Here is a 7,191-nt window from a genome sequence, read left to right as displayed (position 1 = left end):
GGCGCTCCTGCTTTCAGCGCTGCAAGTCCTGCCGAGACAGGATCATGAGAGAACCGCATCAGGTCTGCCATGGCAAAGTCTCCTACCGCGATAGAACACCGCTGACGGATTCGATCCTCCGGCGTTTTATCTCCGATTGCTTTACGTGCAATCTCACGGGATCGGGATGATATATCATATCCTTCTTCGGTATCAGCACCGATATCAATATAAATATTTCCGGTGGTATCCTCGGGGTGTGATGATTCCTTTGACATCTTCTCCTCTCTTCCAAATTTTAGTCTCTTCTCCGCCGATAAACACTACTGAGTGCATGTCTACGAGATCATATATATCTCCGAATGTGCCCAGTGTGGAGATCAATTTTAATTCGTCCTTGCGATACGCGTTCCGGATAATTCCCACCGGAGTTTCAGGGGGAAGATACTCCCGTGCGAGGGTTATTGCCTCACCGAGTTGTTCGGTCCGGGTTCTACTCTTCGGATTATACAATACTACTGGTATCTGCACTGAAAAAAGGGCTACTAGCCGCTTTCTGATAACCTCATGAGGGGTGAGCAGATCTGAGAGACTTACAACCGCAAAATCTCCGGAGAGCGGTGATCCAAGTAGTGCTGCACCTGCAGTTGCAGCAGTAATCCCCGGCACTACCTCAACCGGGACAGAAATTTCCGAGTGACTCAGGACCTCAAGAACGATACTCGCCATTCCGTAGACTCCGGGATCTCCCCCGGAGACCATGGCTACACTCCGGGTGCGGGCCAGATCGATACATTCCTGTGCCCGATCAACTTCCTTTCCCATTCGACTCCTGATAACCTCTTTGTCTTGAAGAAGGAGGGGAATTTGATCAAGGTAAAAATCATTGCCGATGATAACTGAGGCTTCCAGGAGAACCTCTTCTGCTCTTCGGGTCAGCATTTCCGGCGATCCGGGCCCAATTCCAACAATATAGAGGGGTCCTGCCTGATTATCTTGCAAAGGCGATGGTGACGTTTCCATATACTTTTTTCTCCATAATGAGTTCTTTTTTGTATGATACCGCAAGTGCTCCAGGCTCAGCGACCCCGGGGAGCCCAAATCGTTCTGCTGCCGATTCAGATACAGGTTTCTCCCTACAGAGGGTCTCCGGATCCAGAAATATAAGGTTCCCCCCAATCATCCGGATTGCCTCAGTAAGACCTGCCTCATGTAATTTCAAGGTGGTGGTTGCATAGATACTGATATCAGATCTGGTTATCCCGGCCGAGGCAAGTGCATCATCGATTGCAGTGATGATCTCCTCCGCCAGAGTTCCTTTTCTGCAGCCGATACCTGCAGTATACGGAGCATCAGAGACCAGAAAAGAGACCCCCTTTCCTGCCATCACCATGCCCGGTCCTTCCACAGAATATATGCCGGCAGTACTGGTAAGGACTGCCGCATTGGAGGCCCGGGTCGAGTCCGTGTTCACAATCCGCAGATGCTTGTCTGCTGCTATCGTTTCTGCTGACTCTCTGCCAGTGGACTCGGTTGCTGTGGTTATCACCGGGATTAGGCCTAATTTTTCTTTAAGTTCAATGGCAAGTTCGTTCGCCCCGTGATGCCCGCCAGATACTGGGATTGCAAACCTCATATCAGGACTTACCACCACAATCGCAGGATCCTGCCACTTATCTTTGAGAAGCGGTGCAATTTTCCGGACCACGATTCCGATTGCCATAATTGCAATGATCCGATTGGTATCTCTGAATACTTCTTCAAAAACATGTTTATGGTAGACCAGAAAGGATCCCCCTGTTGCGGTTGCTACCCGCTCCGCCTGCTCGGCAAAATAGGGAAGTGCAATGACAACCGTCCGGTTCATGAATAAAGCTCGGATCTGATGTGTCCGGGGAGTTCTTCTCCAAAAACTTCTCCGATAAGAAGAAGTGCAGAACGATTGATCCCAGCATCATCTGCCTGTTCTGCTATTGTTTCCACCGAACCTCTGATGATCTTCTGATCCGGCCATGTAGCATGGTAGATGACCACAGCGGGGGTCTTTGGGGGATGAGAGATTTTGGAAACCACCTCTGAAAGTCGGTCAGATCCAAGGAAAATGGCCATCGTTTCGCCATGCCGGGAATATTCTGTGATATGATCATGCTCCAGCGTCTTTCCAGCCGGCCTGGTGATTATCACTGATTCTGATACTCCCCGGAGTGTGAGTTGGGCCTTCAGGGATGCAGCAGCCCCGAAAAGTGAAGAGACACCAGGTACCACCTCCACATGTATCCCTTCTGCCCGGAGCAGAGCCATCTGTTCTACAATAGCTCCATAGAGTGCCGGATCTCCTGAATGGAGTCGGACGACGGCCTTCCCTTCCCGGATGGCCTTAACCATGAGAGGGGTTATCTCTTCAAGAGACATCCCGTTGCTGTCATATTTCTCATTAGCATGAGATCGTTGTACCAATTCAGGGTTCACAAGGGATCCCGCATAGATGAGAAGATCCGCAGATTCCAGGATTCGGTTTCCTTTTACCGTAATAAGATCAGGATCCCCGGGTCCGGCTCCGACAAACCATACCTGATTCATGGTCTCTTCTCTGCAAACACGAGTGAGAAATAATTACTCTCCTCAGGAAGTTCATGATCCCAAATGGCCATTCCTTCCATGTACATCCGTTCTACCAGTACGAACCGTGAATACCCCTCATTCCGGAGATGATCTACGGTCTCTCGCGGCTTGGTTACTTTCATCTGTATCCTGGCAACTTCAGGTGAACCATCTGACACGGAAAATCCTCCGGTGATTGGAATGCCGGTGATAGAAGTAAGGGCTGTTATCGAACTGACTCCAGGTACTGTGCTGATCTGGATATCCTGATATTGCATTCTGATGACCACACAGAGCCGGGAGAATGTAGAGAATATGTTTGGATCCCCGATAATTCCAAAGACAGCATTACCTGTCATTGCGACCCTGGCAATGATGGCTGCGTTGTCTGCAATCTGCTTTGAAACCACCTTTTCATCACGACTCATGGGAAATGGGAGTTCAACGGGGGTACAGTATGGCTCAACAAGTTTGCGGGCAATACCCCCAGGGACAAATACCTGATCTGCCTCTTTCAGATATCGTACCGCCTTAAGGGTAAGGAGTTCGGGATCGCCGGGACCAAGTCCCACTGCGGTCAGCATGAGGCCCTTCCCTCACTGATTATATATACCGGAACGAGTGGTTTGAACATAACACCGAATCCGATTGGATTACTTCGGGCAATATTTGTCAGTATTATTTCTTTAAACATACCATGTTTTTTGAGTGCAGTTACTACTGTAATGACCGTCTCCAGCATCACCGCGTTGATAACCAGAGATCGCACATTCAGACGTGCAAGAGATTCAAGAACTGTATCAAGACCCTGGGATCCATCGACAAATGCCGTGTCGAGAGCAGTCAGGGCAGTTAGAAACGATTTGTTCTCTCTGCGGTGAACGAAAATGTTCTCCTTCTCTTGTGTTTCCACCTCTTTTTTTGTCCTGATGTATGCCTCCTCTCGTCTATCTACTCCATGAAGTGCCTTCACTTGTTTTGAAGCTTCAATCGATACCCTGCCGGTCCCACAGCCAAGATCAGCAAAGGTATCCTCCGGGGTTAATCCTAATTTAAAGAGTGAAATAGCCAGGATCTCATCCTTTGTCGGACCTCCCGCCGGGGGTGAGCTGGTGTTTCCGGTTTTCATTAAATAACCTCTCTTTTTCAGTACACGTAAAAGGGATATGGTTCTGATAATTGGGTATAAGCATCTTATGCCCTAGAATGCTCCTCATTTGTTACGAGGGGGCTTGTAAAAATAAGGTTGGTATTGTGTTAGTAACTTTCGATATTGTGCAAATTTTTTGGGATTAACTCTAAATATTTTTGTTGCGGCTTGTAAAAAAATCAATCACCGAATGAAATGATTGGTTTTTATCCGCTACTATATATTTTGATGAAATCTCCATTAGCAGGAAGTAGGAGACCGCTAATGAAACGTAAATCTGGTATTCTTGATGTAACTATAGCCCCGGTACTTCTTGCAGACTTTACGGCAGCTGACGTACTGCCAAATGTAACACCTGATAATCAGGTCTTTACGATCAATACCGTCATTGATGGTACCGGGGCAGTTGACGAATTCGTACCGTTAGCGATGATGTACCCTGTAGAACTGAATTATCAGATTGCAGTAACTCACAATGCAAACTCAGGCAGAGGCTTTGCTGAAGGAACCATCAAGACTGTCTTCGCGGGCATCATCATGGAAACCCTAGACGGCAATAATGATAACTATGCGTTAGAAGGTACATAACGAAGATGGGGAGACGACCGGGAACAAGACGGTAGTTACCAACACCTGGAAAGGCACTACTAAAATGACTGGAGAAATTAAGACGCTCCAGAAGGCCTTCGCCTATAAATCAGGTCTCATTCTCAAGTAATCAAATAGGGCAAATAACTCACCGCTTTTTTATGAGTTGCTCAATCTGGCGGAAACAACTCAAGATGGTAGATACTCTGACCTGATTATAACCAGGTGAGTGCGTTAGGCATGGAATCCCTTCTGATGAGTATTGGACAACTGCCTGGCCAAAAATTTTTGTTCTTGATCAGAATAAATAGGATTAGAACTGATTATTTTTTGCAAGAGCAATAGTTTTTGATCTCGGAGATTATCACATGCATATTATGGAAGGTTTCTTACCCTGGCAATGGTGTCTGGTCTGGTGGATTATCGCGATTCCATTCCTTGTTATGGGAATAATTCAACTACGAACAATGATCCAAAAAGATCGGGATTATCTGCCACTACTCGGAGTCTGCGGAGCGTTCATCTTCATTCTGTCTGCTCTCAAACTCCCCTCGGTAACCGGTAGTTGCTCCCACCCAACCGGAACCGGACTCTCGACCATGTGTTTCGGGGTATTCATCACCTCGATCATCGGGGCAATTGTCCTGCTCTTCCAATCACTCCTGCTCGCCCATGGAGGTCTTTCAACCCTCGGTGCAAACATGTGCTCGATGGCGATTGGAGGGCCGTTGGCCGGATATGCGGTTTATCGTCTCCTCAAAGACACGAATGTCAATATCTTTGTCACCGTTTTTCTCGTGACAGCAGTCGCTGACCTCGTAACCTACGTCATAACCTCATTTGAACTTGCAGTCGCTTACCCGGCACAGGTTGGAGGAATTGCAGCTTCGTTTGAAGCATTTTTTGCCATTTTCGCGGTGACACAGATACCTCTCGCAATCGTCGAAGGAATTGTGCTGGCACTCGTGTTCAAATACATTGTTGCATTAAAGCCTGATATTCTTCTGAAACTGAACGTATTCTCTGAGGATCAGATCTCCCGGGCACAACAACAGGACAACACGGTTGCCCATGTGGAGGGATAATTATGATCGGGAACTATAAACTCGAAATATTAACTGTCATCGCGATCCTCGGTTTCATTGCAGTGTTTCTTTCTGTCAGTTCAGGAGGAGAGCATGAGTTCAGCGGATCCGATGATGTTGGCTCACAGAAGATTTCTGAACTTACCGGTCAGCCGGTTGAATCATATAAACCCCTCATTCCCCAGTATGAACCGCCATCCGGAGAAATAGAGTGCACCCTCTTTGCTCTCCAGTGTTCGTTTGGAGCACTCATCCTCGGGCTCATCTTCGGATACTGGTTTGGGCAGAAAAAATCTTCACCAGTCTCATGAATCGATGATTGAAAAGCAATCAAGATTACATCGTACAACTGGGTATGTTCAGGCATATCCATCCCGGAGTTATGGATCCATCGTTCTATAACTACCGGGCTGCCCACATAAGTGCCCATAAGATGTGAATTGTTTCAACGTAAACTATGAGAATCAGAGCCATGGGAACCCGTGTTGTTAATACTGTTAGGAGGGTGGCAATACTATAACCAGTGTCTCCTTGAATACTTCATATCAATTGCCATCTCTTTTGAAAACGAAATGAGGAGGAGGTAACGAATGAGCGTTGATACTGAAAGCCATAATCGCTACGATCATGACAAACACCATGAACACGGGCATGGAAACGACACCGATCATGATGAGAAAACCCATATTCATGGTCATCGTGGCCATGGGAACGGTCACGCCCATACCCATGGCGTTGTCGATCCCTCTATCCTCACCACCGAACGGGGAATCTGGGCGGTAAAGTGGTCGTTTGTCGGTCTTTTCTTTACCGCAATCGTCCAGGTCATCATCGTGTATTATACCGGGAGTATCGCACTGCTCGCTGATACGATCCACAATTTCGGTGACGCACTTACCGCAATCCCATTGCTTTTTGCGTTCATTCTTGGCAGGTGGAAACCCACCAGACGGTTCACATATGGGTATGGCAGAATAGAGGATCTGGCCGGCGTATTTGTTGTTCTGATGATCCTGATCTCGGCTCTTACTGCAGGATATGTTTCTATTGACCGGTTAATTCATCCACAGTCGGTAACGTTTCTCTGGGCAGTTGCACTCGCTGCATTCATCGGGTTTATCGGCAATGAAGCCGTAGCACAACTCAGAATCCGGGTAGGAAAGGAGATCGGAAGTGCTGCACTGGTTGCAGACGGGATGCATGCCAGAACAGACGGAATAACAAGCCTTGCAGTCCTTATTGGAGCCGCTGGAGTGTTCCTTGGATTTCCCCTTGCCGATCCGATTATTGGCCTCATCATCACCATTCTGATATTTTGGATCGTTTGGGACTCGGCAAAAACCATCGGTACCCGGCTTCTTGACGGGGTTGATCCAGAAGTTACCGATGAGATCCGCCATTCTGCAGATCATGTTGACGGAGTTATCGAGATAACCGACGTGAAGGTTCGGTGGCTGGGTCACCGGCTCCATGCAGAGATCAATATAACGGTTGATGCATCCCTATCCGTAGAAAAAGGGCATGAAATTGCAAAAGAGTTTCAGCATGAACTCCTTCATCATCTCAAATACCTTTCCGATGCTACCATCCATGTCGATCCGGTGACTGCGTCAGGACCGAATTATCATCACATTACTGAACACAACCATGACGGACTGCCTATGCATTCGCATTAACCACAATACTTTTTCAAATATCTGAATATGAGAGAGTGAACACAAAAACCTAGTACCGTTCGCCGGTTTGTTAAGCCAGACGTTTATTCCTGAATTTCACGAGTTCAATTTT

10 protein-coding genes are annotated in these 7,191 nt (G+C 47.4%); 4 read left to right on the top strand and 6 right to left on the bottom strand.

What is annotated here, in order from left to right; all coding sequences use genetic code 11:
• The 6 genes from LUQ50_RS09460 to LUQ50_RS09435 all read right to left on the bottom strand — a co-directional run.
• The coding region (locus LUQ50_RS09460; protein ID WP_300039521.1) for a precorrin-8X methylmutase at nt 1-257 on the bottom strand (257 nt) is incomplete at its 3' end.
• Nucleotides 205-1,002: a precorrin-3B C(17)-methyltransferase gene (gene cobJ, locus LUQ50_RS09455; RefSeq protein ID WP_300039519.1), complete on the bottom strand. Its 798-nt coding sequence runs from the start codon at nt 1,000-1,002 to the stop codon at nt 205-207. The genes cobJ and LUQ50_RS09460, both read right to left, overlap by 53 nt.
• On the bottom strand, nt 971-1,846 hold the full coding sequence (gene cbiG, locus LUQ50_RS09450; protein WP_300039517.1) for a cobalt-precorrin 5A hydrolase: 876 nt from the start codon (nt 1,844-1,846) through the stop codon (nt 971-973). The genes cobJ and cbiG overlap by 32 nt, the downstream gene beginning before the upstream one ends.
• A complete protein-coding gene (cobM, locus tag LUQ50_RS09445) occupies nt 1,843-2,559 on the bottom strand; it encodes a precorrin-4 C(11)-methyltransferase (RefSeq protein WP_300039515.1) in 717 nt (238 codons plus the stop codon). Before cobM ends, cbiG begins: the two co-directional genes overlap by 4 nt.
• On the bottom strand, nt 2,556-3,164 hold the full coding sequence (locus LUQ50_RS09440) for a cobalt-factor II C(20)-methyltransferase (protein WP_300039513.1): 609 nt from the start codon (nt 3,162-3,164) through the stop codon (nt 2,556-2,558). The genes cobM and LUQ50_RS09440 overlap by 4 nt, the downstream gene beginning before the upstream one ends.
• Nucleotides 3,158-3,709 carry a cobalt-precorrin-6Y C(15)-methyltransferase gene (locus tag LUQ50_RS09435; protein ID WP_300039511.1) on the bottom strand — a complete coding sequence of 184 codons (552 nt, stop codon included), beginning with the start codon at nt 3,707-3,709 and terminating at the stop codon, nt 3,158-3,160. The genes LUQ50_RS09440 and LUQ50_RS09435 overlap by 7 nt, the downstream gene beginning before the upstream one ends.
• A 285-nt stretch (nt 3,710-3,994) precedes the next feature.
• Between LUQ50_RS09435 and LUQ50_RS09430 the strand changes: the two genes are divergently transcribed.
• The 4 genes from LUQ50_RS09430 (at nt 3,995) to LUQ50_RS09415 (ending at nt 7,079) form a co-directional block, all read left to right on the top strand.
• On the top strand, nt 3,995-4,318 hold the full coding sequence (locus LUQ50_RS09430; protein WP_300039509.1) for a hypothetical protein: 324 nt from the start codon (nt 3,995-3,997) through the stop codon (nt 4,316-4,318).
• Between the two features lie 368 nt (nt 4,319-4,686).
• The gene (locus LUQ50_RS09425; protein WP_300039507.1) at nt 4,687-5,403 is read left to right on the top strand and encodes an energy-coupling factor ABC transporter permease; all 717 of its coding nucleotides are present in this window, start codon (nt 4,687-4,689) and stop codon (nt 5,401-5,403) included.
• Nucleotides 5,404-5,405: 2 nt separating this feature from the next.
• The gene (locus tag LUQ50_RS09420; RefSeq protein ID WP_300039505.1) at nt 5,406-5,714 is read left to right on the top strand and encodes an energy-coupling factor ABC transporter substrate-binding protein; all 309 of its coding nucleotides are present in this window, start codon (nt 5,406-5,408) and stop codon (nt 5,712-5,714) included.
• Between the two features lie 279 nt (nt 5,715-5,993).
• Nucleotides 5,994-7,079 carry a cation diffusion facilitator family transporter gene (locus tag LUQ50_RS09415; protein WP_300039503.1) on the top strand — a complete coding sequence of 362 codons (1,086 nt, stop codon included), beginning with the start codon at nt 5,994-5,996 and terminating at the stop codon, nt 7,077-7,079.
• Nucleotides 7,080-7,191: the final 112 nt, after the last annotated feature.

Origin of the sequence: Methanospirillum sp., from assembly GCF_028679455.1 — an archaeon.
Lineage (GTDB): Archaea > Halobacteriota > Methanomicrobia > Methanomicrobiales > Methanospirillaceae > Methanospirillum.
The sequence above is the reverse complement of the archived record's forward strand: the minus strand, read 5'-3'. Positions and strand labels throughout refer to the sequence as shown.

Coding starts and splice junctions, on each gene's coding strand:
- cobJ (WP_300039519.1), bottom strand. CDS start 1,002: ATGGAAACGTCACCATCGCCTTTGCAAGATAATCAGGCAGGACCCCTC.
- cbiG (WP_300039517.1), bottom strand. CDS start 1,846: ATGAACCGGACGGTTGTCATTGCACTTCCCTATTTTGCCGAGCAGGCG.
- cobM (WP_300039515.1), bottom strand. CDS start 2,559: ATGAATCAGGTATGGTTTGTCGGAGCCGGACCCGGGGATCCTGATCTT.
- LUQ50_RS09440 (WP_300039513.1), bottom strand. CDS start 3,164: ATGCTGACCGCAGTGGGACTTGGTCCCGGCGATCCCGAACTCCTTACC.
- LUQ50_RS09435 (WP_300039511.1), bottom strand. CDS start 3,709: ATGAAAACCGGAAACACCAGCTCACCCCCGGCGGGAGGTCCGACAAAG.
- LUQ50_RS09430 (WP_300039509.1), top strand. CDS start 3,995: ATGAAACGTAAATCTGGTATTCTTGATGTAACTATAGCCCCGGTACTT.
- LUQ50_RS09425 (WP_300039507.1), top strand. CDS start 4,687: ATGCATATTATGGAAGGTTTCTTACCCTGGCAATGGTGTCTGGTCTGG.
- LUQ50_RS09420 (WP_300039505.1), top strand. CDS start 5,406: ATGATCGGGAACTATAAACTCGAAATATTAACTGTCATCGCGATCCTC.
- LUQ50_RS09415 (WP_300039503.1), top strand. CDS start 5,994: ATGAGCGTTGATACTGAAAGCCATAATCGCTACGATCATGACAAACAC.